This window comes from Streptomyces violascens, from assembly GCF_014649955.1.
GTDB classification, from domain to species: Bacteria; Actinomycetota; Actinomycetes; order Streptomycetales; family Streptomycetaceae; genus Streptomyces; species Streptomyces violascens.
This window is the reverse complement of record NZ_BMUA01000003.1, coordinates 484,578-508,916: the sequence shown is the minus strand read 5'-3', so window position 1 is coordinate 508,916 and position 24,339 is coordinate 484,578. Positions and strand designations below refer to the sequence as shown.

General features: G+C 67.1%; 21 protein-coding genes and 3 pseudogenes. 8 read left to right on the top strand and 16 right to left on the bottom strand.

Annotation, left to right across the window (positions count from 1 at the left end):
- Positions 1 to 20: 20 nt before the first annotated feature.
- The 7 genes from IE206_RS10675 to IE206_RS10645 all read right to left on the bottom strand — a co-directional run bounded on the left by IE206_RS10675 (position 21) and on the right by IE206_RS10645 (position 7,846).
- On the bottom strand, positions 21 to 806 hold the full coding sequence (locus IE206_RS10675) for an ABC transporter ATP-binding protein (RefSeq protein ID WP_189961801.1): 786 nt from the start codon (positions 804 to 806) through the stop codon (positions 21 to 23).
- Positions 807 to 1,011: 205 nt separating this feature from the next.
- Positions 1,012 to 2,310, bottom strand: a complete 1,299-nt coding sequence (locus tag IE206_RS10670) for a sensor histidine kinase (RefSeq protein ID WP_189961915.1) — start codon at positions 2,308 to 2,310, stop codon at positions 1,012 to 1,014.
- A 5-nt stretch (positions 2,311 to 2,315) separates the two neighbouring features.
- The gene (cseB, locus tag IE206_RS10665; protein WP_226598546.1) at positions 2,316 to 3,044 is read right to left on the bottom strand and encodes a two-component system response regulator CseB; all 729 of its coding nucleotides are present in this window, start codon (positions 3,042 to 3,044) and stop codon (positions 2,316 to 2,318) included.
- A gap of 237 nt (positions 3,045 to 3,281) precedes the next feature.
- Positions 3,282 to 4,175, bottom strand: coding sequence for a phosphorothioated DNA-binding restriction endonuclease (locus IE206_RS10660; protein WP_189961800.1), 894 nt, complete (start codon positions 4,173 to 4,175; stop codon positions 3,282 to 3,284).
- Positions 4,176 to 4,206: 31 nt separating this feature from the next.
- The gene (locus IE206_RS10655; RefSeq protein ID WP_226598548.1) at positions 4,207 to 5,616 is read right to left on the bottom strand and encodes an SNIPE associated domain-containing protein; all 1,410 of its coding nucleotides are present in this window, start codon (positions 5,614 to 5,616) and stop codon (positions 4,207 to 4,209) included.
- A 923-nt stretch (positions 5,617 to 6,539) separates the two neighbouring features.
- A complete protein-coding gene (locus IE206_RS10650) occupies positions 6,540 to 7,127 on the bottom strand; it encodes a hypothetical protein (protein WP_189961798.1) in 588 nt (195 codons plus the stop codon).
- A gap of 164 nt (positions 7,128 to 7,291) precedes the next feature.
- Entirely contained in the window at positions 7,292 to 7,846 is a 555-nt protein-coding gene (locus IE206_RS10645) for a hypothetical protein (protein ID WP_189961797.1), read from the bottom strand.
- Positions 7,847 to 8,188: 342 nt separating this feature from the next.
- On the opposite strand from IE206_RS10645, the gene IE206_RS43140 reads away from it, so the two are divergent.
- Complete coding sequence (locus IE206_RS43140; protein WP_264197582.1) at positions 8,189 to 8,311, top strand: hypothetical protein; 123 nt, start codon at positions 8,189 to 8,191, stop codon at positions 8,309 to 8,311.
- Between the two features lie 51 nt (positions 8,312 to 8,362).
- Entirely contained in the window at positions 8,363 to 8,551 is a 189-nt protein-coding gene (locus tag IE206_RS10640; RefSeq protein ID WP_189961796.1) for a hypothetical protein, read from the top strand.
- Here IE206_RS10640 and IE206_RS10635 read toward each other — a convergent pair.
- Together IE206_RS10635 and IE206_RS10630 are read right to left on the bottom strand one after the other, a co-directional pair.
- Entirely contained in the window at positions 8,546 to 9,238 is a 693-nt protein-coding gene (locus IE206_RS10635; RefSeq protein WP_189961795.1) for a response regulator transcription factor, read from the bottom strand. The genes IE206_RS10640 and IE206_RS10635 overlap by 6 nt on opposite strands.
- Positions 9,239 to 9,836: 598 nt before the next feature.
- Positions 9,837 to 10,391: a hypothetical protein gene (locus IE206_RS10630; RefSeq protein ID WP_189961794.1), complete on the bottom strand. Its 555-nt coding sequence runs from the start codon at positions 10,389 to 10,391 to the stop codon at positions 9,837 to 9,839.
- A 92-nt stretch (positions 10,392 to 10,483) separates the two neighbouring features.
- Here IE206_RS10630 and IE206_RS10625 point away from each other — a divergent pair.
- Positions 10,484 to 10,699 (top strand): annotated as a pseudogene (locus IE206_RS10625) (transposase family protein); the annotation flags it as partial.
- Positions 10,700 to 10,788: 89 nt separating this feature from the next.
- Here the strand turns inward: IE206_RS10625 and IE206_RS10620 are convergent.
- Entirely contained in the window at positions 10,789 to 11,238 is a 450-nt protein-coding gene (locus IE206_RS10620) for a DoxX family protein (RefSeq protein WP_189961793.1), read from the bottom strand.
- A 176-nt stretch (positions 11,239 to 11,414) separates the two neighbouring features.
- Between IE206_RS10620 and IE206_RS10615 the strand changes: the two genes are divergently transcribed.
- The gene (locus tag IE206_RS10615) at positions 11,415 to 12,638 is read left to right on the top strand and encodes an amidohydrolase family protein (protein ID WP_189961792.1); all 1,224 of its coding nucleotides are present in this window, start codon (positions 11,415 to 11,417) and stop codon (positions 12,636 to 12,638) included.
- Positions 12,639 to 12,900: 262 nt separating this feature from the next.
- Entirely contained in the window at positions 12,901 to 13,845 is a 945-nt protein-coding gene (locus IE206_RS10610) for an FkbM family methyltransferase (RefSeq protein ID WP_189961913.1), read from the top strand.
- On the opposite strand, the gene IE206_RS10605 is transcribed toward IE206_RS10610, so the two are convergent.
- From IE206_RS10605 to IE206_RS10595, 3 genes are read right to left on the bottom strand one after another with little or no spacing between them, the layout of a single operon-like run.
- On the bottom strand, positions 13,821 to 14,186 hold the full coding sequence (locus tag IE206_RS10605) for a hypothetical protein (protein WP_189961791.1): 366 nt from the start codon (positions 14,184 to 14,186) through the stop codon (positions 13,821 to 13,823). The two genes, IE206_RS10610 and IE206_RS10605, sit on opposite strands and share 25 nt — an antisense overlap.
- Positions 14,187 to 14,205: 19 nt before the next feature.
- Entirely contained in the window at positions 14,206 to 14,433 is a 228-nt protein-coding gene (locus IE206_RS10600; RefSeq protein ID WP_189961790.1) for a LexA family protein, read from the bottom strand.
- A complete protein-coding gene (locus tag IE206_RS10595) occupies positions 14,430 to 14,663 on the bottom strand; it encodes a DUF8825 domain-containing protein (protein WP_189961789.1) in 234 nt (77 codons plus the stop codon). The genes IE206_RS10600 and IE206_RS10595 overlap by 4 nt, the downstream gene beginning before the upstream one ends.
- A gap of 111 nt (positions 14,664 to 14,774) precedes the next feature.
- Here IE206_RS10595 and IE206_RS10590 point away from each other — a divergent pair.
- Positions 14,775 to 15,104, top strand: a pseudogene (locus IE206_RS10590) (UTRA domain-containing protein); the annotation flags it as partial.
- Here the strand turns inward: IE206_RS10590 and IE206_RS10585 are convergent.
- Entirely contained in the window at positions 15,091 to 15,852 is a 762-nt protein-coding gene (locus IE206_RS10585; RefSeq protein ID WP_189961788.1) for a glycosyltransferase family 2 protein, read from the bottom strand. The pseudogene IE206_RS10590 and the gene IE206_RS10585 sit on opposite strands and share 14 nt — an antisense overlap.
- A 3-nt stretch (positions 15,853 to 15,855) precedes the next feature.
- Positions 15,856 to 16,644 (bottom strand): GntR family transcriptional regulator, encoded by a 789-nt coding sequence (locus IE206_RS10580; RefSeq protein ID WP_189961787.1) that lies wholly within the window; start codon positions 16,642 to 16,644, stop codon positions 15,856 to 15,858.
- Between the two features lie 160 nt (positions 16,645 to 16,804).
- On the opposite strand from IE206_RS10580, the pseudogene IE206_RS10575 reads away from it, so the two are divergent.
- Together IE206_RS10575 and IE206_RS10570 are read left to right on the top strand one after the other, a co-directional pair.
- Positions 16,805 to 18,128, top strand: a pseudogene (locus IE206_RS10575) (LacI family DNA-binding transcriptional regulator); the annotation flags it as partial.
- Between the two features lie 562 nt (positions 18,129 to 18,690).
- The gene (locus tag IE206_RS10570; RefSeq protein ID WP_189961786.1) at positions 18,691 to 19,281 is read left to right on the top strand and encodes a hypothetical protein; all 591 of its coding nucleotides are present in this window, start codon (positions 18,691 to 18,693) and stop codon (positions 19,279 to 19,281) included.
- Between the two features lie 602 nt (positions 19,282 to 19,883).
- Here the strand turns inward: IE206_RS10570 and IE206_RS10565 are convergent.
- Entirely contained in the window at positions 19,884 to 23,879 is a 3,996-nt protein-coding gene (locus IE206_RS10565; protein ID WP_189961785.1) for an nSTAND1 domain-containing NTPase, read from the bottom strand.
- Positions 23,880 to 24,339 lie beyond the last annotated feature (460 nt).

Genomic DNA, 24,339 nt, shown 5'->3' with positions numbered 1-24,339 from the left:
GAGCATGAGGTGAGGGTGTGTCAGCTGAGCGGCGACCGGGTGGTGTCGAGGTCCTTCATCCGGTCGAGGACGCGGTCCGGGGTGGGGCGGACCATCTCGTCGACGAGGGATCCGTCGGAGAGGAAGACGACGCGGTCGGCGTAGCCGGCGGCGACGGGGTCGTGGGTGACCATGACGACGGTCTGGCCGAGTTCGCGTACGGAGTCGCGCAGGAAGCCGAGGACCTCGGCGCCGGCGCGGGAGTCGAGGTTGCCGGTGGGCTCGTCGCCGAAGACGATCGCGGGCCGGGAGGCGAGCGCGCGGGCCACGGCGACGCGCTGCTGCTGCCCGCCGGAGAGCTGGGCGGGCCGGTGCGAGAGGCGGTCGGTGAGCCCGACCATGCCGATGATCCTCTGGACCCACGCCTGGTCGGGCCTGCGCCCCGCGATGTCCATGGGAAGGGTGATGTTCTCCAGGGCGGTCAGCGTGGGGAGCAGGTTGAACGCCTGGAAGATGAACCCGATCCGGTCCCGGCGGAGCTCGGTGAGCTGGCGGTCGTTGAGCGTGCTGAGCTCGGTGGTGCCGATGCGCACCGACCCGGAACTGGCCGAGTCGAGCCCGGCGGCACAGTGCATCAGGGTGGACTTGCCGCATCCGGATGGCCCCATGATCGCCGTGAACTCGCCCTCCCGGAACCCGATGCTGACCCGGTCCAGGGCGACGACCCGGGTGTCACCGCTGCCGTACACCTTCGACAGCTCGGTGGTGGCGGCCGCTACGCCGGGGGCGGGGTGGGGCGGGAACGGGGCGAGGGGCTGGGCGGTCACGGGGACTCCACTTCGAGTGCGGCAGGGGGCACTGGAAAGGGTGTCCGGGGTACGTATCCGGGCCTGGGCGGCTGTGTATCGGCGGGGGCGCCGGTACGCAGCAGTTCTGTAGGGCCCGGGGGTTCGCGGGAGGAGGGTGGCTCGCTCCGCCGTCCGGGGCGGCGTGACAGGCGGAAGGTGGCTCGCTCCGTCGTCCGGGGCCGCGTTACAGGCGCAGGGTGGCTCGGGCTCCGCCGTCCGGGGCGTTGTCGAGGCGGAGCTCGGCGCCGAGGACGTGGGCCTGGCCGAGCGCGATGGTCAGCCCGAGCCCGTGCCCGGACCCGCGCTCCTCGGCCCCGGTGCGGAAGCGGCGGGGCCCGTCGCGCAACAGGTCGGCGGGGAACCCGGGCCCGTGGTCGCGTACGACGACGGTACGGTCCGAGACCCCGACCTCGACGGGCCCGGCGCCATGCCGGTGGGCGTTGACGACGAGATTGCTGACGATCCGTTCAAGCCGACGGGGATCGGTCTCGACGGTGTGCGTGCCCTCGGCGACGCTGATCTCGGCATCGAGCCCGGTACGGGTGACGGCCTCGCGGACGACACCGTCGAGCGGGACGTGGGCGTGGACGGGCAGTTCGGCCCCGGCGTCGAGCCGGGAGATCTCCAGGAGATCCTCGACGAGCCCGCGCAGATCACGCACCCGCCCCCGGAGAAGATCCCCGTCCTCTCCGTCCGGCAGCAGATCGACAGCGGCGAGCAACCCGCCGACAGGGGTGCGGAGTTCATGGGCGACATCGGCCGTGAACTGTCGCTCGGTACGGAGCCGGCGGCCGAGGCTGTCGGCCATGAGGTCGACGGTGGCGGCGATCTCGGCCACCTCGTCGCGGCCGACGGTGGGCCCGGTCCGGGCGTCGAGGTCCCCGGCGGAGATCCGGCGGGCGGTCTCGGAGACCCGCCGCAGCCGCCGTCCGATGAGCCCGGCCCCGTACACCGCGAGGGGCACGGCGGCGGCGACGGAGGCGAGCGAGGCGACGGCCATGGTGGCATCGAGCCGGCGCAGCCCGTAGAGATCGGGGTTCATGTTGACCTCGACGGCCAGCACGGGGCTGCCCGGCCCGCCGACGCGCTGGGCACCCCAGACGGTGGGCCCGGAGTTCCCGTCGACGCGCCCGTCGTAGGCGGTGTGCCGGTCGCCGTCGGTGGGGTGGCGGAGCGAGGCGGGCAGGTCGGGCGGATCGAGCTGGGCGCCGTCGGAGAGGGTGCCGGTGCGGCGGTAGGTGTCCATGGCGGAGTAGACGGAGTTGAAGGCGCGCATCTCGGCCCGGTCGCGGATGTCGTGCGCGGTCCAGAAGTGGACGAGCAGCCCGACGGCGACGGCAACGAGGCAGGCGGTGACCGCGGCCAGCGCGGCGATCTTCCAGCGGAGGGAGGTGAGGGTGAGGCGGTCCCTGCGGGGATGGGAGGCGAGGGTGGGGCGGCCTGTGCGGGGGTGGGATGCGCGGCCGGGCCGGACGGGGCGCACGGTGCTCAACGCCGGAACTTGTAGCCGAACCCGCGGACCGTCTCGATCCGGTCCCGCCCGAGCTTCTTGCGCAGCCGCTGCACGCAGAGGTCCACGACCCGGCTGTCCCCGTCCCACCCGTACTCCCAGACGTCACGCAGGAGGGTGTGCCGCTCAAGGACGACGCCGGGGTGAGCGGCGAAGGCGAGCAGCAGCTTCAGCTCGGTGGGAGTGAGCGCGACGGGCGCACCGGAGACGAAGACCTCCAGCCCGCTGGTGTCGATGGAGAGCTCCCCGAAGGTGAGCAACTCTCCTTGTTCGGCAGGGAGTTCGGGGGCGGTGGAGATGGCCGGAGTGTAAGTGGCGCGCCGCAGAAGCGACCGGATCCGGGCGACGAGCACATACGTATCGACCGGCTTGACGACGTAGTCATCGGCCCCGGCCTCGAGCCCGGCGACGACATCGAGCCCGTCCCCCCGGGCGGACATCATGAGCACCGGCACGAGACTGCTCTCGCGCACCCGGCGGCAGAGCCCGATCCCATCGAGCCCGGGCAGCATGACATCGAGAATGAGCAGATCGAACCCGCCCTCCCGGAAGGCCTCCAGCCCGGCCAGCCCATCAGCGGCAACGGCGACCTCGTACCCGTACCGCTCCAGCGCCACGGCAAAGGACCGCCGCATGAGGTCGTCGTCCTCGACCAGCAACACGCGAACGGGGTGCGGGGCGGCCGGGGAGGGGGCGGACGAGGACACGGGGGCTCCTGTTCGGGCGGCCGACCGAGTCCCCACCACCGCGGTTACCGGTCATAACGGTACGCAGCGGGCGACTCGGATGGATCGAAAGGAACGATACGACAGGGGGGCCGGGCGGGGGACCGCCGCACGGCCCGGCGGGGTGAGCCGATGGGGAACGAAGTGGTGGGTGATACGGGGTGGATACAAACCCGGGGCGTTTCCGCGGCATCACCGAGCGCCATGAGACCGGATCGTTCAGGCGATGGTGGGGCGTGGGGCGCCGCGAAAGACCTGGCTGGTGTGCCAGGAACGGTGGGCCGCCGCGATGGGCCGGGCGCCGGGTTGAGGGCCTATGAGCGGCCGGCCCGCGAGTGCCGTGACATGCTCGCGGGCTGCCTTGCTGCGGCCGATGAACCGCTGCGAGACCAGGATGCGGTGGCCGTCGCCTATGCCCAGGACGCCCTTGTCGAAGAGCTTGTGGTGCAGCGAGCACAGGCACAGTCCGTTGTCGATGTCGTCCGGGCCGTCGAACGCCCACCAGCGCACATGCGCGGCCTCAAGGCCGACGGGCGCGGTACCGATCATGCCGTCGTAGCCGCAGAAGGCGCACTGGTACTCGTACGCGGTCAGCACCGTCTCCCGCATCCGCCGATCCCGAGACCGCTTCCCGGGCGTTGTCGGCGCTGCGGTCTCGGCCAGCTCCGGTTCCAGGCCCACCGCGTCGCACAGGTCCTGGTGCAGCGAGGCCGGAAAGTGCAGATCAAGCAGCACTCTTGCCATGCGGCCCAGCAGCGAGGGCTCCCGCCGGAGCGCGTCCTGGAGGTCCGGCGCGAGCCGCCCGGTGGCCCGGTGGGCCCGCAGTTCCCGCACTCCGGTGCCCGGGCTGCCGGGGCCGTGCTCGGTCCGTACTTCCCACACCCCGTCGCTGACCAGATGGTGGAAGGGATAGGCGGGCGTGGTCACGCGGGGCGGGCCGTACTCCACCAGCAGGTGCTTCAGGTCCGCCTCCACCGCGCTGTACGGCAGCTCGTCCGCGGCATCGGCCTGAAAACGGCCCAGCGCGTACAACAGCAGCAGCGGCTTGTGCGGCGCCCGCACTCCACCCCGGCTCCACTGCCTCAACTGCGCGGCACGCTCAAGCCAGTCCATGCCCGAGATCGTACTGAGCCTCCGCCGCACGTCATGCCGTACGGGCCGCGACGCCTCCTGCCCCGGCTCCGCCATTGCATCGGCCGGCCCGCCATTCGAGGGCCTGGGGTTCCTCGGTGAACTCGATCAGATGCTGCCCGGCGAACCGTTGCAGCGCGTCGCGCACCTCGGCGGGGGTGACATGGAAGAACTCCTTGCGGCTGTTGACCTGGTTGATCCGCCGCGAGGCGAACTGCCGGTGAAGTTCCGTCTCCAGGCCGACCGCGTCCTTGCTGAAGATCAGCGCGTGTACGTCAAACCGGAAGGGCACGGCCGCGCCGCTCAACTCGTAGACCCGCTCCAGGGGTTCGAGCCGACGCGTCATGCCGATCTTCACCATGCGGTCGCCGAAGGACCCGATGTTCGAGATGACGTAGACGTAGCCGGCGCGGACGTTCGCCGCGCGAGAGTCGACGTCCCGCAGAGCGCTGTCGATCTCGGCCAGTTTGGCCTGCATCTCCGCCATGCCCGCCTCGTCCCCGCGCTCACGCAGGCGTTCAAGGGCCGCCTGGTAGTGGCCGAGCTCCTTGTTCAGCTTCTCGCGCTGCCGGTCGAGTTCCCGCTGGACCGCCGCTTCCTCCCGCTCCCGGGCGCGCACCTCGCGCTGAGCCTCCTTCTCCTCTTCCTTCTTCTGCAGAAAGTCGGCGGTGAGTTCCAACTCCCGTACACGCGCGTTGTGATACTCGTCGGTGATCCGGATGTGCATGGTGGCGCCCAGCCTGGCGATCGTCTCGCGGCTCTTGAAGAGCCGGTCCACGAGGGAGTCGAGCCGGTGCGGCCGCATCGACCGCACGGCGTAGTCGGCTTCGGCGTTGTAGGCGCGCAGCATGAGCTTGGAGAAGTCGCGGACCATCTTCTGCCCCTCGCGCTTGGAGCCGTTGACCGTCCAGTCTGTGGCCGCCTGTACGGCGTGGCCGGCCCGGGCGAGCGTTTTGGTCTCGTTCTGCAGGGTGTCGAGCCGGCTCCGGTAGGCGATCGCGTCGTGCAGCACATGCCGGTAGGCGTAGATGCCGGCCTCCTGCAGCATGGCGGTCTCGTCGGCGTTGACGATCCGGGCCTGCAACTCGGCGAGCCGCCGCTCGGCGTCGAGGACGTCCTTGCGGTGCCGGTCACCCTCCTTGCGGACCCGCTCGGTCTCCTTCGCCGTCCGGCGCCCGTCGTCGAGGATCTCCTTGGCCGTCTCACGCGCGTCCTTGCGGATCCCCTCGGCCTCCTCGGCGGCTTCGATGGACGCCTTCTCGCGCAGCGCGGCGCTCTCCGCCTCGACCTGCCGTACGAGACCCGCGACCCGAGCGGCATCCAGCCCCTGCGTCCCCGCGATCCACGCCCGCAGCTCGTCGGCCTCGGACCCGCCATCCGCCCGACGCCGCCCGAACAGCCCGCCCTTCCGCGGCGACGGCACCGCGGCGGGGCCCCCGGGAGCGGCCGGAACCGCGAAGCCCGCGGGAGGACCAAAGGCGGGGCCGTCGACGGCGGAGCCGGCTTCGGGAACCCACAGCTGCCATCCCGCAGGGGGCGGAGGCCATGAGGGGTCTGGCCGCCAGTCCGGCGGCGGCATCCATCCCGCAGGTGGCACAGGCCACCCCGGTGGCGGATTGAACCGATGGGCAACCATTCCCCGACCTCCTCGCCCCCGAGTTTCCCCAACACGCAGGGCGCCGGATGTGCCCGGCAAGAAGCAGACCGACATCCTCTTGCCGACCGGCCCCGCCGAGCACCCGCATATGCCACGTTGTGACAATTCTGTGACTAGGGGTGATGGGTCCTGGGGGTGCCGATCGGTCTGTGACGTGCCGCGTCGGCCGACGACGTGGCGCCCCGGGGGGCCCGGTGACCTGGCGAACCGGCAGCCCGGCGATCCGGTGGCGCGAAGGGCTCGCGGGGTGAATCCCCGCAGGGCCGAAGCAACCGGGCGGCGGGGTTCGCCGCATGGCCCGAACTTCTGGGGAGGGGTGGGGTGTTGCCGGTTGCGCGGTTCGGCGGGCTCGATTGCTCGGGGGCGTACCGAGCGATCTGCTGCCGCCCGCGGCACACTGCGAACGCAAATCAGGCCCGGTGCTGATTTCTCAGTGCCGGGCCTGACCTGGTGTTTCGGCTGTCGGGGTGGCGGGATTTGAACCCATGAGCTCTTCGTCCCGAACTAGGTGCGGAAAGGTCTCTCACCTGCCTCGTTCTGCTTCTGTGCAGGTCAGGGCATTGGTATGCGTTGGCCTGAATCGGTGGGGGAGGGGCTGCCATTCATGATCCACTCCCACCTCACTCCCCGGGACAGCGAGCCGAGGATCTTCTGATGGCTACCGGGAGTTGGGTGCCCCGCTGGGGGCGTCAGAAGTGCATCATCGCCATCACGTCGGCGCTCCGGGTGCCGGTCGCGACCGGAGGAATCTGCTCCCCCGGGCGCATCCAGCCGGCGGCCTCGGCTGCTGCCACAGCAGCTTGCTCGGCCGCGTCCGCCTCGGCGTTCAGGGTCTCGTTCTCTCCCAGGGCCCCCGCTGCCGCAGCGACCCCGGCGGCTTGAGCCGCTTTGAGAGCAGCTTTGGAAGCCGCCGCGGAAAGCTCGCTGCCATCATCGTGGAGCTGGCCCATCTGGGCGGCCTGAGAAGCCGCCGCAGCGGCATTCCTCGCGCAACGGGAGTCGGCTGCAGGATTGGGCCGGCTCTCAGAGAGAACAGCGAGAGCTTGAACGGATACGCGGGCAGCGTGGGTGGCCTTGAAGAGGACCTCGGCCCTTGCGGCCTCGTCAGGGCGCTGCCCGTCGGCACCAAGTTCGATGTGGTGGAAGACCGCAGCGGCGCGTGAGGCAGCGCTCTGAGCGCGCGCCATATGGCTTGCCCTGAAGGTGTCCGCCGACTCTTGATGTTCGGCGCCTTCCGCCGGCATGCCCACTTCTTGGTCGTGGTTCTGCTCGCTCATTGCCTTCTCCTCGTCGACCAGGACGACAGTGCGCGTGACGCTCTCCGCCTGCGGATCAGGCCGGAGAGCGAACGATGCCGGGCAGGGTGGCATGTCGGGCACCAACAGACCAGGGATACGCGTCGGCGGATCCGGTATGCGCGGCGATCTGGCCGAGCGTCACGTCATGAGTCAGAGCGAGGAGGCGGAAGAAGGAGGTCGCGCTCCGGGTGCTGTTCGCCGGTCACGCTGCCGCTGACGCCGAGATCCGCGCGAGCGGCTTCGTGGAACGAGTTGATCGACCGGAAGACGGCACGGTTGCGGTCTCGCCAGTCCTCCAGGCTTCCGGCGGTTTTTCCGTTCGCCTGCCAGTCGACCTGGAGCCCTGCGGCGTTGAGGTCGTGTGCCGCCTCGACTACGTCGTCCCCGCCGAGCAGCATGACCCGTTCGAAGGCTCGCCCCCGCAGACGGCCAGCCTCTTTCATCTCCGCCAGGATCTCGGCGTCAGGCTGCTCGCGTTCGCGGAGACCTTCCTTCGTCTCGTAGAGCTGGACCGCGAGGAATATGCAGGAGCGGACGCTGTCGACGTATCTGTCGTAGGCATCGAGCTTCTTGTCGTCCCAGCGCGTCGTGAGCTGGTACTTCATACGGTTCCGCTCCATGAGGTGGTTCGTGACATGCGTCGTCACCGCACCCAGCAGCACCGCAGCGATCGTCACGAGCTGCTCGCCGGTCCCCACGAAATCCCCCCACCCCGAGGCCCACTCCTAAAGAGGCCTGGACGATCTTAGGAGTGCGGGTCGGCATGGGGTAGGGGCTTGGCTGAAACAGGGGGCGTCACGGCTTGTCACGGTCGGCTGCGGTCTGGTTGCGGGGCGCGTGACGCTGTGACCGGTGTGACACCCCCGTGTTTCAGCGTCTCTTGGATCCTTCTACTGGACCTTTGAGTTGTTGCCGCCGAAGAGGGACCACCACGAGGTTGCACCATCGGACCATGGTGCGCGTCATGTGCGGGGCCGTGAACAACCCGGGTGTGGGTAATGCCGGGTGGAGCTGGTGACATCGCGAGCGGAGGCACAATCATGACCGCCGCAACGGGGGCCGCCGACACGGGGCAAGGGGCCGGATTCCTCGTGTTGGGGCTGTACGCGGTCGCCTTCGCGGTCTTGGGAGGGCTGCGGTTCGCGCGATACGAAGTCTCCTGATCCAATGGTCCGTTGAGACGCCATAACCCAAAGCGGATGGAAAGAGCCCGTATGAATCAGAGTAAGAAGAAGGAAACCCTGCGCTGGAGTCCAGTAGCGATCCTGCTGGTCTTGACACTGGTGGCCCCGCTCTTCGGGAACAGCCCCGTGGCCGTCGCGATTCCGCTACTGATGGCCATAATTCTGGCTGGCGTCAATGTCATGCAGAAGAAGCAGGAGCAGAACCGCGCCGGGTCATAGACGAGCAGACTCACGGGTGGGAGTCGGCTGTGCGGACACATGAGCCGCCAGTTGACTCCTGTCCCGAAGTCCCGTCTTCTGCAGAATATTTGACATGTGGAAATTGACCGTGCTCTCCGCGATGAACAGGGTGTTCCCGATCTCGCTGTTGTTCATGCCCTGGGCCACCAGCGCCACGACCTCGCGCTCGCGTGGCGTCAGCCGGGATGCGCAGTCGATCCGCTCGGTGCGCGCGTCCGGGTAAGTATCCGGGTAGGCGCTCAGGCGGGTACGAGCATGACGATGCGACTCCCGAAGCAGCGCCCGTACGAGGATGGGCGAGATCCAGCCGTGACCTGCGGCGACTTCCTGAACAGCCTCCAGGAAGGCGCTGTCGTCGTCATCGCGCTCCACGATGGCGCACACATCCGCGCCCACGCCCCCGATATGCGGCACATCGGCGTTGTAGGTCAATGCCGCAGTGGGTGTTGAACTCTGCACCTGCGGGAGTCGGTCGACATCGACCACGAGAACATCGCATTCCGGAGCGGACTGGTGCTTCCCGCTGTCCAGGTCGAGCAAATCCCAGCCGCTTCCACGGAACAGTCGGGTAAGTCGTCGCCGCAATGCATCGGCGGAGACAATGAGCCCGACTGTAATGCAGCTGTAGTCGACAGTTACCGTGTCATTTATGTAGCGAAGAGTCACTTGCGCCCCGTGTCCCCATGTAATCCGCTTGCATATGGCGCACGGGGGCAGCGTGTGCCGCGAGCGACGACATCAACTCTAGGTTGCCTCGCCGGGGACCTTGCCCCATGATTAGGTAAAGTCGAAAGATCTGCTCTGGTTTAGAGTATAAACCCCTTGACTGGTCCCGGAGTTGAGCAAGAGCGAAGAGTCGCAGTGCCCATCGCTCCTGCTTGAAGGGATAGAAGCACCTGCGGACCAATGCGTAGGTGAACGGCGCGCCATCGCAGTGCCCTTCATGGGTGCCCAGTTGTGGAACCGGCGTTACTGCCTTGGTGTTCTAGTTGCAAGTGACCAAATTCCAAGGGGACTTGATGCCTTCAGAGAAGCGGCGCTCGGGAAGCTACTGAGGGCCACGCATAGTGTGGCGCGTTCGTCAAATGGATGGACGCCGACTGGGCTGTGCCCCGGCTAAGGCTTGTCCCGTAATGATCTTCGAGTCGATCGATAGACGATCGGCCGCTGTGCGGGGCCGATTCTCTATCCGGCCAGGGCTAAGGCTTGGCCCGCAATGATCGTGGGGGCGTGTGCCGGGCTGTCTGATGGAGTGGTGACGTGCTCAGCTGATGGCTTGTGGGGTGTTCAGTGACCGAGTGAAATCAGCGAGCGTGTGGAAGTCGTCCTCGCGCAGACCGATTCGCGGGTTGACGTGGTGTAGAAGTCCAGGAGCCCGGTGGTGGGCGGTTACGTACACCTCGTCGGGACCGCTCTGCTCGTCGTCCACCCAGGCGAAGGGGCGGCCGTTGGCGTAACCCACAAGGGGAGCAGTCTTCCAGTGGACCCCGTCGGGGCGTTCTTGGAACAAGGCGTCGCCGAAGTCGACGAAGGGTAGTTCGGGGAGGCCTAGCACCGGGGCGATCCACCGATTGGCGTCGTCCATCCATGTGGTGGCCCAGCACAACTCGTAGTCGAGCCGGAGCAAGGCTTGCCCGTGCTCAGGGTTGAGCCAGACCCGCAGGGGCCGACGCCGGACCGAGAGTCCTCCATGTTCCATGGGGGTCTCGCTGTCCCGGGGCACCCTGAGTGTGGTGTAGCCGTGGGGGCGCTTCTCCGGCTTGGCCGCATAGGGGTTGAGCGGCCCGTCCACATCGAGGAACAGCAGTGGCCGGTTCACGATCTCCCCTTTGCTCAACATCGGCTGCGTCGTGGAAGCGTAGCTGCTACGACCGTCTCGGTGCCGGGTCGATCTGATGTGATGATCCCGGTGTGGCTGGTGTGATCACGGCGTCGGAGCCGTACTGGATATCCCCGTTTACCGGGCTGAGCCCGCGCCAGTTCGCGAAGCTGGTGACCGTACTGCGGCGCAAGGAGGGCGACCCTGTCCGCCGGGGCCGGCCCTGGTGTCTGCCTCTGGAGGATCGGCTGCTGCTGGTCGCCGCCTACTGGCGCACGAACTTGATGCTCCGCCAGCTCGCTCCGTTGCCCGCAGATGTGACCAGTCGCCCAGTTGGAAGGCCAGAATTCGGGTCTTCGGCTGTGGGTTGCCGACGGCGACCTGGCGAGCGCCAGGACTACACGAACAGCCCAAGCAGCTCATCAACGGACCAAACCTGCCACCCCAGCCCGAACAACAACACGCCGGAGATCAGCGCCATCATCAGGTTCTGCCCCAGCTCGGCCACGTCGTGGATCATCAGCACGAGATAGATCAGGTTGAGCACGAGCCCGCCCACGAGGGCGATCGGCGTGAGAGCGCCGAAGATGAGGCCGAGGCCGAGGGCTAGTTCCGCGTACGCGACGACGTAGGCCATCACCCTTGGCCGCGGCTTGACCACGAGGGCGAAGCCCGACTGAACGAGCTGCCAGCGGTGTTTCTCCGCGATGCCGGCGGCCCACGCGATGCCACCGCCCCGGAACCAGTCCTGCTTGTCCTTGTGACGCCAGCTCTCCAGCCACCACAGGCCGAGGCCGATCCGTAGGACGGCGAGCCACTCGGCCCCGCTGAGCCACATCGTTTGCATCAGGTCATCCCTCCAGGCCGCTGAACTGACGGCACGTCAGTTCAGCGGACGCGCCCTGATCCCGCAAGGGTCAAGTTCAGTGCTGCCGCTTGCCGTTGCGTCCACTGCGCCCATACGCTGAATCTGATGGGTCGTCAGAAACGGTCGTGAACAAGCAGGCAGTAGGGGGCAATCGAGTGGTCAGCAACGAAGCCAGCACCAAGGAACTCCCCCGGGTCATCAGCGTGGACGATCACGTGATCGAGCCCGCGCATCTCTTTGACCGGTGGCTCCCGAGCAAGTACCGGGACCGAGGCCCGAAGCCCTTCACCGCGGGCATCGGCGAGCTGGCGTACATCGGGGGGAAGTACGAGTTCACGACGGATCCGGAAGGCCAGATCACCGACTGGTGGGAGTACGAGGGCGCGATCTTCCCGTACAAGCGCATCATCGCGGCCGTCGGTTTCTCCCGCGACGAGATGACGCTCGACGGCATTACGCGCGAGCAGATGCGCCGTGGCTGCTGGGATCCGAAGGCCCGCCTGGAGGACATGGACCTCAACCACGTCGAGGCCTCGCTCTGCTTCCCGACCTTCCCGCGCTTCTGTGGGCAGACCTTCGCCGAGGCCAAGGACAAGGAGGTCGGCCTCGCCTGCGTGCGGGCGTACAACGACTGGATGGTTGAGGAATGGTGTGGGGACAGCGGGGGCCGGCTGATCCCGCTCTGCCTCATCCCGTTGTGGGACATCGATCTTGCTGTGGCGGAGATCAAGCGCAACGCGGCTCGTGGGGTCCGCGCGGTGACCTTCTCCGAGATTCCGACGTACCTCGGACTCCCGTCCATCCACTCCGGCTACTGGGACCCGTTCTTCGCGGCCTGTGAGGAGACGGGGACCGTGGTGAACATGCACATCGGCTCGTCGTCGCAGATGCCCGCAGCGTCACCAGATGCGCCTCCGGCGGTTCAAGCCGCGCTCAGCTTCAACAACGCCATGGCATCGATGATGGACTTCCTCTTCTCCGGGGTCCTGGTGAAGTTCCCGCGCCTGAAACTCGCCTACAGCGAGGGGCAGATGGGGTGGATTCCATACGCCTTGGAACGTGCCGACGACGTATGGGAAGAGCACCGGGCTTGGGGCGGCGTGAAGGACCTGATTCCGGAACCGCCGTCCTCGTACTACTACCGGCAGATCTTCTGCTGCTTCTTCCGGGACAAGCACGGCATCGAGGCCATCGAGACCGTGGGCGTGAACAACGCGACCTTCGAGACGGACTATCCGCACGTCGACTCGACATGGCCGAACACGAAGCAGGTGGCGGCCGAGCACATGGCAGGACTGCCTGATGATGTGGCGTACAAACTGCTGAGGGGGAACGCCATCCGCATGTTGGGCCTCCCGCTTGATCAAGGTGGTGTTTGACCTGCGCGAATGAATCGCGCCGACGCCTGCGTAGATTGGCCGTGGACCCTGAGCGTCGCGAGATCGAAGCTCGCGTGATTGATCGCGGGGCTCTTCCGCTTCAGCCTTACCAAGGTGACGGAGCGTCCGCGCTGCCGCAGTACGGACGGCAGGGACATTTCCCGCACACTGGGGCGAAGCTCAGGCAGCCTCCATGCAATGAGGCGTGTCCGATGTCTATGCCGGGAGTTACGGTGACCGGAGATCCACGGAAGGCGGCCACATGGTTACCCCTCTCGCAGAAGCTCTGGTCACCCTCGGGCGCGGGTACGTTCGTCATGCGCCGGGCGCAGTCGGCAAGGCAGAGCTCGCCGAGCGGTTTCTGAACCCGTACCTCTGCGATCACCCTCGGCAGCGCGTAGTTGAGGACCGATCCGGCGCTCGGTTCGCCGTCGACACCACGGATCTGATTCAGCGGTTCCTCTACCTCTTCGGAGCGTGGGAGCCCCACATGACCCGATGGCTGCAGAGTCGGCTGCGCCCCGGCGACGTGTTCGTGGACGTCGGCGCCAACATCGGGGTGTTCGCCGTGCTCGGCTCCCGACTTGTGGGCAGTACAGGGCGGGTGGTGGCGATCGAGGCATCGCCTACGTTCCACCGCAGGGTGCTGCAGCACGCGTCTCTCAACCAGTGCGACAACATCCGTGCGGTCAACACCGCCGTGTCGGACGAGCGAAAGACGCTGACGTTCGTGCTCGCCAGCTCGCACAACATGGGCGCCAACTCGATCGTCCCGTACGACGGTCCGGCGGAGTCCACGTTCGACATGGAGGCGTTCCCCCTGCCCGAGGTGCTGAAGTCGGACGAGGTGGCCGGGGCTCGCGTGATCAAGATCGATGTGGAGGGGGCAGAGGGCGGAGTCGTCCGAGGGCTCGCTCCTGTGCTTGATCAGCTGCGATCGGACGTGGAGATCGCCGTGGAGGTTACTCCGGATCGCTTGGCACAGCTCGGCGACTCGGTCGAGGAGCTGTTGGAGACCATGCAGAAGCATGGATTTCACACCTACCGGTTGCCCAACGACTACTCGCCGGCGAGCTACCCGAGAGCGCTGCGGCACCCGGTGGCACCGGTCCGTTGGCGGGGACCGATTGTCGGGGAGACAGAGCTGGTCTTTTCGCGCATTGACGCCGAAGAGCTGACGGCTCACCTCGACTCCTCGCAGGCCTGAGCTCGGCTTCTCGGCAGCGGACCAGCTCGTGGATGGGCGGCGGGTTGAAGGTTCAGCTTGCGGCCGTCCTCGTCCCGCGCGTTTGCGGTGCCGGCTGGCTTCCACTCAGGCTCCGCTCCGCTCCGCTGCGCCCGCTGCTCACCGCCGTCTCGCGTCCATGCCGCCACGGTCTGCCAATCCCCGTCGGGACGCTGCTGGGTCAAGGTGATCAGCGCTGTCGGGTGGCTGCCGTAGACCCCGATGCGGTCCCGCCATTTGCGCTCGGCGGTGGCCGGGTCGGCCCAGTCACCGGTCACTGCCGGACCGCCGGGGATGAAGCGCAGGGTCACCCGGTACGTCACCGGTCCCTTCCTGTTCGTTTCACTGGCCACAGTGGGGGCAGCGGTCGCTGCGGCGGCCGCGGGTCTCGACCACCACACCGGCCTCTCGCATCCGGCGCAGTTGGTAGGCGATCGAGCCGCTGCTGGACAGGCCGGCCGCCTCTCCGAGCTCGCGCACGGACGGGGCCTCGCCGTACTCGGCTACCCATCGGCGAGCGCACCGCACGATCTCCTCCTGTCGCGGGGACAGTCCACCAAGGCCCGTCACGCCGCTCTCGTCGCCTGGCCCTCGGCCGCGCGAGCCTGCCGACGCAGCTCCGTGCGCGAGGCCGAGGACCGGCCCGGCCTGCTCAGGTACGGGTGCCCGGCGATACGACAGGACAGCAGCTGCAGGCGACGGCGCAGCACCGTACGGAACGGAGCGCTGGCCAGTGCCTCGTACGTCCGGTTCCACTCGCGCTGCAACTGAACAAGATCGTGGGGAAAGGTTCGCGCCATGACTAGAATTAGAGCACGTGTTCGAATTTCTGTGCACGCTCAGACACGCACTTGTGTGCCCTCGACCGTGACTTAGCGCTTCCCTACGTTGTTCTGCGGGAGGTGGTGAGCCCTTCGCATCTGTCGACGAGTTGGGAGCCGTACAGCCTGACCGGCGGCACGCTCGTCGTGATGCCGGAAGGCGGCCCGCTCGCGGGGAAGGGTGTTGTGCGCCGGATGGTCGAGATCGGCGTCACGGTCAGTCGGGCGACGGAGCGGCCCGAGGCCGGACACGCAAACGCCGAGGAGGCTGTCCTCCTCGGCGTTCAGCGCGGTGCGCTGGTCACTCGTATCGCTCGCACCTATTGCAGCGACGAAGGCCGCGCGGTCGAGACCGCGGACATTGTGGTGCCCACCGCCGGGTGCGCGATCGAGTACGAGGTACCGATCAGTTCTCGCTGATCGGGTAGCGCCACTGGAAGCAGTCCAGTGCGCGAGCCCGTGCTTCCACAATGGCCATGCGCGCGTCCCGCTCCCCAGCGTCGGTGTGCGCGGCCTGGCCGGTGGCCTGCCCTTCCCACTTGCGGTAGAGAAGGCCCACCTCGGACGAGAACCAACCCCGCGCCACAGAGTTCAGCGCGAGGAGAAGGCCCGTGTCCTCGGAGGCCGGGAGCGCCATCCAGCCGCCCAGGGCAACAAGCAGATCGCGGCGCATGAAGAGCGTTGCCGGGTGCACCGGAGCCCGGTAGTCGTGCGCCGCCCAGTAGTCGAGCACGGCCTTGCGCTCGATCGGGCCGTGGTCGGGGTCGCCGGGGAAGCCGGCCGTAGAACCGTCGGGGAGCAGATCGAGCACCCGGGACGTCGCCCACCCAAGAGATGGATCGCTTTCGAGCGCCGCGAGGTCACGGGCGAGTGCGCCCGGGGGGAGCTGGTCGTCGGCGTCCAGGACCTTCACGTACTCGCCGTCGGCGCGAGCGAGAGCAATGGTGCGAGCGACCCCGGGACCTCCACGACGGCCCTGTTGGAACGACACCCGCTCGTCGTTGGGGACGTGAGGGGCGACCTCGTCGCCCATGCCGTCCTCCTGGATGAGCCAGTGCCACTCCCACCCTTCGGGGATCTCCTGCTCACAGAGAGACTTGTAGGCGTCGGGCAGGAAGTGCGCCGACGGGGCGTGAACAGCGGTGACGATGATGATGCGCCGGCTCACGGCTCACCACCTTTCCAAGTGGGTCGTGAAGAGCAGTTCCGTGCGGTCGCCGGGAAGCGTGACGTCGGAGACATCCGCAACGCGGCCCTCGGTGTCGTACGAGGTCTTCCTGAGGATCAGCACCGATGTGCCGGGCGGGAGGTCGAGCTCCTCTGCCTCCTCCGCCGTCGGCGGTCGAGCGGTCACGCGCTCTTCCACGCGGTCGATTTCGATGCCCACGGTGTGCAGCTGGTTCCAAGTGCCCCCAGGCCAGGGCTCCTTGGTCTCGTCCAGGAGGTCAGGGTTGCTCTCGATCCGCTCGCGGACCAGATACGAAGTGACCAAGCTGAACGGCGCGCGCTCGGCGCTGTACCGCGTGCGATACGTGCGCTCAAGGAGGACGGTGCCCTCAGGCACTCCCATTGCATCGGCGAGTTCCTTGGACGCCTTGATCTCGCGGTACGACGCATGAAACACGAGGTCGTTGACTTCGAGGCCGGTGTCCCGCTCGGTGGCGCCAGTCTGGAGTCGTTGCTCCTCCGGCTCGCGCGCGCGGCCCTTCTCCCACTGATGCCGGCTGTTCGTGCGTTGCACCCGGGTGCGGGGGCGACGGACGAAGGAGCCGCGGCCGTGCTGCTTGTCGATCAGTCCTTCGGTCTGCAGCACGCGGAGAGCTTCACGGATCGTCACGTGGCTTTTGCCGAAGCGCTCAACCAGCGCTGACTCGGCGGGCAGTTGGTCGCCAGGGTTCAGCTGACCTGCACGAATCTCCGCGCGGAGCTCGTCCGCGATCCGCTCGTATGCCTTTGCCATGGGTGCTCACCGATCCGTTGTCTGATGCGACTCAGCATACGACTCCTAAAGAGGTCTTGACGAGTGGAGCCATGGAGGGGGCATGGTCATGGCAACTCCTCAAGATGTCTATAGAACGGGACCTCTTGAGAAGTTGGTGCGCCCAAAGGAAGCCCGAGGGGGGGAGATCGCTTTCGGCGAGTACGTGAACGGCTGGTGCGCCACGCAGGATCTTGCCGCTTCCACCATGCGGAACTGTCGGCGGCACATCGAGGAGCATCTCCTCCCTGAGTCCGAAGAGAAGACGGTCGCCGAGATCCGGTCCACGGACATCGGTGTGTGGGAGAAGAAGGAGCGGGTCCTGTACGCGGCCTCCAGCGTGAAGACCTGGCGCGGCACCCTTCACCTCACCCTCGCGGACGCTGTCGAGGAAGGGCTTCGGGATTCGAACCCCGCCACCAAGAGGCGGGGGCGAGGCAAGCGTGCCGGACGTTCACGGAACCGCAGGGCCGGGAAGATGGTGACGGACTCGCTCGGCATGTTGCTGATTGCGGAGCGGGCCTCGCTCCTGTCCGGCCGTGATGACGAGTTCGTGGCGGTGGTCACGAAGGGGGTACACCGGTATGAGATGGGGTGAACTTGTCGGCCTGGAAGCAGAGTTCGTCCGCCCGGGCACGCTGAGGGTGGAACGGCAGCTCTACGAGTTGGATTCGGGCCAGCTGCATTCGTGCCCGCCCAAGGACGACTCGTACCGGTCAATCGACACCATGGATTGGCTGCATGCTCTGATCAGCGGGCACGTTGCGCGGACCAGTCAGCAGCCGCGCAAGTGTCACGGCCGCAGGTACGTCTTCCGCGGTCACGAGGAGTCCAATGGTGCGGTGCGCCACGTGGGCCCGAAGCTCATCGATGTGGCGCGCCGTGCCGGGGTCTCCACCGGCACGGTTTCCAATGTGCTGAACCGGCCGGAGGCGGTGGCGGAACAGACACGGATCAAGGTCGAGACCGCCATTGCGGACCTCGGCTACCTGCGAGGAGGCGCAGTCGGTGAGATGGCCCCGCACTGGCGACGCACTGGTTTTGCCACGTGGCTGTTTCAGCCTGCTGCGACGGGTTGGTACCCGAAGAAGGCTCCACAGGAAGCCCACCCGGTGCCCGTGCTCGCCGCGCCCTGGCCGGGAGTGCCGGCGCGAGGAAGGAATGCCTCGGGGCGGGCTGACGCCTGTTGGCTGCCGATCGCGAAGGGCCTTACGCCGCATGGGCTTCGGCATACCCACAAGACGATCATGGAGGATCTCGGAACTCGGCCCAAGCTGATGGACGAACGGCTCGGCCACGAGGACGGCTCGGTGCAGGCCCGCTATAGCCACATCACGCCGTGCATGCGACAGCGGCTCATGGAAGGCCTGACCGAGGAGTGGGAGGCATCGTTGGCAGAACGCGCCGCGATGTCTCCGAACTCGCCGGTCGCTGTACTAGATGCCCTGCTCAGAGCTCGCCGGTAATCGGCTCCCCTGGTCAGGGTCCTGGGAGGTTTCAGACTGGGTGCCCGCGCGGCAATCAGGCCCGGTTCGCCACCCACGGAAGTGAGCCCGCGGGGCCGCCGCAATGCGGCCCCGCACAGTGCTATTGAATTTGATTTTGCGTGATGTCGGCCGGTCTTGCCGACCCAGTCATCTAGGGTGTGCTGCCGCGCTGGCAGCACGTCGTCACTGATCGGTGCGCTGGTCGCCCAGCGGCGCCCGGCAGGCGGCGTCGCGGAGCATCATGCTTCACCGAAACCAACGGCAAAAAGCTGTATGAGCGCTGCGCTATTAGGCGAACAAGGACTGGGTTCCTTCAGTCAGTGAATCCCCGTGATAAATATGTGATGTATGTCTGCCTTGCCTGCTTCGAGGCCTTCGGCAGGAAATGCTGTGACACGTGCGTCAATATGGCGCCCAAAGTGCAGATCTCGTTGCTGTTAAGTCCTCTTTTGACACCCGCTTCATAGAAATGATCGGATCGATCATGACCAGTCCGTAGGGGAACGCGGACATCTTTGTTTTTTAAAACGGGAGGACTCTCTTGTTCACTCACCGCAGCGCCAAACTCGCTTTTTCTGCTACAGCCCTCGTAGCGACGTTGGGAGTTGCTGCTCCCGCTGCAATGGCCGCCAGCCTTGCTCCGCAGGACAAGCCTGCAAATGCCTTCGTCGAGCGTGGCAAGGTGGCGAAGTTCGCGGCCACCTCCACGTTCAAGCTCCAGCTGCCCAAGGGGGACCACGCGGTCCTTACCGACCCTGGTGTCCGGTTTCTTGACGCCGATGGCAAGGTGGTCGGCGGTATGACGCGGCTCGACATCCGAGACACCGCCGGGAACATTCACAAGGCCACCTGGACCCTGAAGGGTGACCAGGTCACTCAGACGATCGCTGATGTGAAGGAGGGGTCCACGATTGAAGGCACCGTGGTCCGCCCGACGGCCCCGGGTCAGATAACTACGCGCATGGACTGGACCTGCTTCATGGATGGCGTGGGAGCCCTTGGGGGTGGGATTGCTGTCGCTGCTAGTGTCGCAGGGGGTCTGGAAACCGGCGGGGCGTCGCTGGCTGCCACCGGGGGTCTCATTAATGGGACGGCGGGCGCAGCCAAGGGTGTCGCCGACCACTGTTTTTAAGGACTGGTAATGTTCATCGGACGGATACTTGCCGCCATTGCGCTCGCTTGTGCGCTCGTTGTGACCGCTCTCGGTGTGTGGCTCGGTGATGCGTGGGGCATCTCCATCGGCATTCTCGCCATCCTGGGCGCGACCTTTACTACGACCTTGGTTTGGCGAACCCGCCGATAGCGACTAATGCCTCGGCAGCTCCGTCGGTATGCCGATATCTCGCCATGGGTGCTTGCTGCGCTCTGCCAGGCGGGGGCATTTTGACGTAGCTCCGGGGCATTCCCTTTGATTCCCGGTGCCATCGGACGGTGCAGTTGAAGCAAGTCGGGACCGGTCTGGATGCGTGCGGCCATTAGGCGTGCCCTTGCCCAATGTGGATGGGCTCAGGGCAACCGCCGGGGGCGAGATCTGGCCAAGCCGGGGCGCGTAATGGGCGTTTCCATGCGTCCCTGTCCGCACTATTTGTGACCAGGACATGGAAGTGCCCGACCGCTGGCGACGGGGGATGCACCAGCGATCGGGCTACAGCCAAGGCTAGCAACGCTGCTCGTGTGGTGGGAATCAACTGCCCGGCCACAGCAGCGATTTGTGATCGGGATCACGTTTTCCTGTCACTGGCCGCAAGGGGGCGCGTACGAGAGCCGGGGAAGATTTTCGTGCCACTTTTCCGGTGTCAGGACGCCGCGGGTGGTTGAGCAAATGCGGCTAATGGCCTCGCTGGCATCCAAGTTCCACAGCCGGACGGTGTCGCTGCCACTCGACACTCCGAGCATGTGACTTTCGGGACTGAACGACAGGAAGTTTCCCGTCTTGGCGTTGGGACTCATCGACTGGCCGATCGGCGAGGCCGCGGACGGGTGGGCGATGTCCCAGAGCCGGACCGTGTTGTCGTTGCCGCCGCTTGCCAGAGTGCGGCCGTTCTGGCTGAACGTCAGGGACACGACCGCTTCGGTGTGGCCGGTGAGCGGGGAGCCCAACCGGCTTGCCCTGGACGGGTGGGCGATGTTCCAGAGTCGGACGGTGTCGTCGTCGCTGCCGCTGGCCAGAGTCTTGCCGTCGGGGCTGTAGGAGAGTGCGTTGACGGGTCCGAGGTGCCCCGTGAGAGGTGACCCGAGCAGTGCCGCGTGACGCGGGTCGGCCACGTTCCAGAGCCGGATGGTGTCGTCCGCGCTGCCGCTGGCGAGAGTTTGGCTATCCGGGCTGAAGACGAGGGAGTTGACGTAACCCTTGTGGCCGGTGAGCGGCTCGCCGAGTGGAAGATGGTGCGACGGGTTGCTGATGTCCCACAGCTGTATGGTGCGGTCGTCGTAGTCGGTTGCCAGCGTCCGTCCGTCCGGGCTGATGGCCAGCGCATCGGCGCCCGAGAACCGGGTCCGCAACGGGATGGGCGGCCCGTAAGGGACGGGCCGAGTCGGATCGGAGACGTTCCACAGCGCCACTGACTGGTTTCCCATCAGTACTGCGAGCGTGCGGCCATCGGGGGAGAACACCAGCGAACGCGCGTCGCCCTCCCCGGGCGTGAACGGTTTGCCCAGCGACACAGGCCGGCCAGGAGCATCCACGTTCCACAGCCGAACCCTGTCGTCTCGCGCGGCCGTAGCGAGAACCCGCCCATCCGGGCGGAACGCTCCGACGCGGCCGATCATGTCCGACGTCGGTATCGACCACAGGCGGACCTTGCTGTCACCACTTCCCGTTGCAAGGGTTCGGCCATCGGGGCTGAAGGACAAGGCGTACATCTCGCCACTGCTCCCCGCGAGAGGCTCGCCGACCTGTGACGGGTATGCCGGATCGCTGACGTTCCACAGGCTCGCCGTGCTGTCCGCGCTGCTGGCGGCGAGCATGGTCCCGTCGGGGGTGAAGGCCACTGACCAGATGGGACCGGTGTGGCCGGTGAGCGGAGAACCGATCGGCGCAGCGTGACGTGGGTCGGCCACGTTCCACAGGCGAACGCTGTCGTCCTTGCCCCCGCTGGCGAGAGTGCGGCCGTCCGGGCTGAAGGCCACGGAATGCACCGTGCTCGTGTGGCCGGTCAGCGCCGTGTCGAACTGCACCGGATGATCCGGATCGGTCATGTCCCACAGCCTGATCGAGCCGTTGTCGCTACCCGCTGCCAGCGTCCGCCCGTCAGGGCTGAACGCCACGGAGCGTACGGAGGCGGTGTGCCCCGTCAGGACGCCACGCTCCTTTGGCCGGCGGGGATTGGCCACGTCCCACAGGCGAACGATGTGATTTTCCGTGGCGCTGGCCAGAGTGCGTCCGTCCGGGCTGAACGCCAGGAGGTAGATCGTGCCGTCATGACCGGTCAAAGGCGCACCGAGCGGTTGCGGGTGGCTGGGATCCCGTACGTCCCACAGCCGCACCGTGCCGTCGTCCGATGCGCTGGCGAGGGTGTTGCCGTCCGGGCTGAAGACGGCGCTGCTCACCCAACTCGTGTGGCCGGTGAGAGGTTCGCCCAATTGCTTGGGGCGAGCCGGGTCCGCCACGTCCCACAGCCGAATGGTCCGGTCGTAGCTGGCGGTGGCGAGGATCCGTCCGTTCGGGCTGAACGAGGTGAGGTAGACGGCGCCGGTGTGGCCAAGGAGTGGCGTGGCCAGCGGCGCGTTCACTATCGAGATCAGCCGGTTGTTCGCGCCCTCGTCGTCCGGTCGCAAGTTGTGTGCCACCAGGGCGAGCTGAGCCGACAGCGACGGGTCTGTGTGCTGGACGCGATCGGCTTCGGCGACGACCTGCTCGAACACGGCGTCGTCCCGCTGCTGCCATGCGACCACCGCCGCACCGACAGCCAGCATCGCCAGTACCACCAGAGCCGAAACGGCACCGCGCATGATCCAGACCGTGCGCTTGCGCAGCTTGACCGAAGCAGCCAGGAACTCCACCGCAGCCCGAGTCAGGAAGGTGTCGCCAGCAGACTTTGCCCAGGCGCGGGCCTGCTCCAGGCGGGAACCCCGGTAGAGCAGGGACGTGTCGCGGCTGGATTCCTCCCAGGCTCTGCCGTCCTCCTCCAGCCGCTGGCGCAGCAGGTTGCCGGCCCTGTCCTCGTCGATCCAGTCACGCAGGCGCGGCCAGGCGTGGAGCAGGGCTTCATGGGTGATCTCCACGGTCTCCGCGTCGAGCGTCACCAATCGGGCGCGAACCAGCGCCTCAAGCGACTCCTCCGTCTTGTGGGAGTCCGTTGACTCCTCCGCCAGTTGCCGGCGTGTCCCCCGCCTGCGGGTGGCCTGTGTGTCTTCGCCCAGCCTGACCAGCCTGAGGAGGAGCAGCCTCGCGGCCGTGCGTGCTGCCGGGTCGAGGTCGGACCAGGCGCGCTCGGCGGTCGCCGCCACTGCTCCCTGGATTCCGCCCGCCGCGCGGTAGCCGGCCAGCGTCAGCTTTCCTCCCTTCCGCCGCTGCCAGGTGGCGAGCAGTGCGTGGGAGAGGAGCGGCAGCGCACCCGCGCTCTGTCCCCCACGAGGGCCGTCGGTGCTCACTTCCCGGACGATCAGCTCGGTCAGTCCGGGTTCGAGTTCCATGCCCACGGCCTTGGCCGGGCCGGTCACCGCTTCACGCAGTTCCGCGGTGGTCAGGGGGCCGAGCACCATGTGCCGGTGTTGCAGCGCATCTGCCAGCTCCGGATATGCGAGGCATTGCTCGTAGAAGTCGGCGCGTATGCCGAGGACTACGAGAACGGGAGCTCGCTCACCTGAGTCGGCGGGCGTGCATGCGGCGTGGAGGAGCTGGACGAAAGTGCGCTTGTTCGCTTCGTTGGAGCAGAGCGTGAACGTTTCCTCGAACTGATCCACGATGACGACCGGAGGGGCGGGGGAGGGTGTTTCGCGTTGCGCCCATGCCGAGACGGCTTCCCTCACCGCGTGCCCGAATTGCGGAGTGCCGGGTTCCTTCGGCGCAGAGACGACGGGTGCAAGCTGAGGGATCCGGCGAGTCAGCTCTACGAGAGGATCGCCTCCCGGCACGAGCTGGAGTACCTCCCGCGCGCGGCCGTTGTCGTCGCCCAGCACACCGTTCTGCAGCGTGGGCACCAAACCGGCGTTCAACAGGGAGGATTTACCTGCCCCAGAGGCGCCCACGAGCATGACGAGGCCACCCGTCTTCTCCACTGCGCGGAGCTGAGCAACGAGGGCATCCGTGCTCCGCTCTCGGCCGAAGAACCATTGGGCGTCTTGCTGACGGTACGAAGCCAGCCCCCGGTACGGACACACGCCACCAGGGACGACCGGGGCTTCAGCCGGAGGTTTCTCATCCGCGGACGGTACGGGGCGGTCGCCGACCGGATCAGCAAGCGCGCGCTCCCACTGACGCTGCCACTGGGCCAGGTCGTACAGGCCCGGAGACACGGGCGTGGGCCGCGAGCGTCGCGCTTCGGGTATCAGGATGTGCAGCACCACTGCGAGGGCGGCGAACTGGGCAGGAACGTTCTTGGCCCGTCGCCAGTCGCTGATCCGCTGTGCGGACACCCGTACCGGTCGGCCTCGCTCGTCGACCCGCTGAAGGCGGACGACTGCCTCGGCCACGCGCTTGAGGGGAGGGTCGCCAGCTTCCTTGTACAGCAGCGCGAGACGCTCAGCGAAGGCTGTACGTGCCCCTGAGTCGGGACTCAAGGTCTCCACTCCTTACTTCCCCCGTGCCTGAACGTCCGGACCGGAAAACTCGCCCTAGTGTGCTGACCTGCGGTTAAGCCGTGGAACCGATGCCGGAGTCTCTTCGGCGGGAGCGACTGATGACAGGATCGCGACGTAGCAGCGCATCAACCGGGCGCCGCCCGAATAGGGCGACCAGCTCAGCGCTCGACGAGACAGCTCATGATGCCGCATCTTCTCGCTCAGCTTCCGTTGGGTCGAGAGACGGTGGCGACTTCTCGTCAGGTGAGGTTGAGGATCCCTGGAGCCAGTCCCATCCGGACTGGCGTCGCGTCACCACGGGTCCGGCCATTCCTCGATCCGTGCCGCACCGGCGCGGATCGACTCCGACCGTATGGTTCGGCACCGGTCCCAACAGGGGAGGGACTGGCGCCGAACCAAACGGTCGACCGTGAACGCTTCGGTCGGCCGCAGAGGGCCAACAGCAGAG